This window comes from Vibrio thalassae, assembly GCF_900089835.1.
Classification (GTDB): domain Bacteria; phylum Pseudomonadota; class Gammaproteobacteria; order Enterobacterales; family Vibrionaceae; genus Vibrio; species Vibrio thalassae.
The window spans coordinates 1-2,360 of sequence record NZ_OANU01000069.1 but is presented as its reverse complement, the minus strand read 5'-3'; the positions used below and the strand labels follow the sequence as shown (position 1 = coordinate 2,360).

Below are 2,360 nucleotides of genomic sequence, written 5' to 3'. Positions count from 1 at the left end.
AAGAAGGCATCTGTAACTTTGCAAAGTATGACCGACTAACCAGCTCTATAATCGAGGCTGGCAATGTATCAATAGGATTGTTGCGTAGAAGAGCTCGCGGGATAAGAGATACCGAATACTTCAAACTGAAGATTAAACAGCTTTCAGTACCTGAGGTAAGTTCAATATTATACCCTTCTGTCAAGCTCATCTAAGCGGAGAAGAGCCCTTGTTTTTACCTTATAAGAAAGCAAACGGTACAGCCACGCTTGTATCTACAGCCTATTCAGACGTTCAGCGAGTGAAGTGCAATTTGTTTGACGGTTATAGAGATATAGATATTGCCTCGAACCACCTAAAAACCCATGCTAATGCAGTGTTTTTAATGCTACCTGATGACTCATTAAAAAAAGAAACACAGATTGAGATTGAGAACGAATTAGACAAATTCATTTGGCTTCTAAAACCACATAATTTCCATGTTGGTTCGCATGTAGAGATAGATTCATTAGCCGATGAAATTTCGGAATGGTGTAACGTCGACGTTGCGTAATGCTTTCAATGCAGCTTGTATTTAAGTTACTTTTTACGAGCTGCTACTTAACGCCGCATTCTTACGAATCCCCTCATAATTTCTATACAAAACAATGAGTAGACGCGCATCGCTCATTCTGATCTAATGAATTTCGCCAAAAATACACCTGATTAAATGGATTTAATAGGAAGCCCTAACGATGCGCGATGTTCAAATTCTACAGCAAACACTTGAGAATCAATGCCCTGAAATTCACAAAAAACGACTTAAATCTCTGATACTTGCAACCCAAACGGTACTTGATGGCTCTGACCTCACACTCACCAAAATTGGAAGAGCTCTCGACACTGATACCACGGTGAAACATGCCATCAAACGTATCGACCGATTGCTTGGGAATAGCAATCTACACCGTGAAAAAGAGTCCATATATAAATGGTATGCCTCCTTTATTACCCGTGCAAATCCTTTTCCTGTGGTGCTAGTTGATTGGTCGGATGTTCGTGAGCAACTGCGCTATATGACATTGCGCGCTTCGGTATCCGTTAAAGGTCGCGCCGTCACGCTATACGAGCAGGCATTTGAGTACAAAAACTACAACTCTCCCAAGAGCCATCAACACTTTCTCGATAAGCTGCAATCCCTTCTCCCAAAAGGCTGCACACCTATCATCATCTCAGACGCTAGCTTTAGAAATACGTGGTTCAGACAAGTCGCCAACAAAGGTTGGTTCTGGCTTGGACGTGTGCGTGGTGAAGTCTCGATTAAGTGTGGCGAAGGCTCTTGGCAATGGAGTAAAACGTTTTATCCTCAAGCAACAGATAAGCCGCTGTTTTTAGGAGAAAGCCAACTTGCTAAGCGCTCACCACTTCAGTGCTTTGCTTACTTGTACAAGAGTCATCCCAAAGGCAGAAAAGCCCATCGGCACAGCCGAACTTGCCAAAAACACTCAGCAGGAAAAGTGTTCCATAAAGGAGCAAAAGAGCCGTGGCTTCTGGTCACTAACCTCCCCAATAATGTACTTAATGGCATTAAAATAACCCGTTTGTACGCCAAAAGAATGCAAATTGAAGAGTCGTTCCGAGATCTAAAAAGTCCAGCTTACGGGTTGGCACTTCGCCATAACAGAACACGTTGCACCAAACGCATTGATATCTTGTTGCTTATGGCATTAATGGCCGAAATCATCATGTGGTGGAATGGCTTAGTCGCCATGCGAGCCAAATGGCATTATGACTTCCAAGCCAACACCATCAAGCATCGTCGTGTGCTCTCAATTCCTAGACTTGGTAAGGAAGTACGTTGTCATCGGAGATACCGAATACAAGAGTCCCAATATCATTGGGCAATAGTGGAATATCAACGCCTAACACATACCTGTGGATTGGGGGACTTATGAGGGGATCCGCCAGCGCCGCATTAAGGTGTGAGCAACGCTATCACAAAACTTAACCAGACCACCTTAAACACGAAACCCAACGATGGATTGAAAAATGCCAAGCGTTGGGAATCACTCTTAAATGCTTGTATGTGAATTTTTACGTTCAAATAAATCGCATTGAGCTTATGGTTGAATCAGTTTTCCAAGTTTCAAAATACCATCAGCGATGGTTTTTCGTAACAACACCATAGAGTTAGCCGTTATACTTGGTCAAAATTCAACCAGCAACGATCCTGTTCTTTTTGACGAAACAAACTTTGGGGCGTGCGACGTGAAGTCGTATGAAGCGCTGTTCACCGCTTAACGAGTGAACCATCTGTATCACCAGATGAACCTAGGAGCCTGAATAAAGTAGCGGCTCTGACAATGTAACGAAGGTTGGCATTTGCCAATCGGGATCTAAAT

The 2,360-nt window shown here is 43.1% G+C and carries 3 protein-coding genes; all 3 read left to right on the top strand.

What is annotated here, in order from left to right; genetic code table 11:
* Positions 1 to 194: transposase (locus VTH8203_RS16930; RefSeq protein ID WP_167385784.1), on the top strand; the 194-nt coding region annotated here is incomplete at its 5' end.
* Positions 195 to 208: 14 nt separating this feature from the next.
* Positions 209 to 532, top strand: a complete 324-nt coding sequence (locus VTH8203_RS16925) for a hypothetical protein (protein WP_096994725.1) — start codon at positions 209 to 211, stop codon at positions 530 to 532.
* Between the two features lie 181 nt (positions 533 to 713).
* On the top strand, positions 714 to 1,913 hold the full coding sequence (locus VTH8203_RS16920; RefSeq protein ID WP_096994724.1) for an IS4 family transposase: 1,200 nt from the start codon (positions 714 to 716) through the stop codon (positions 1,911 to 1,913).
* Positions 1,914 to 2,360: the final 447 nt, after the last annotated feature.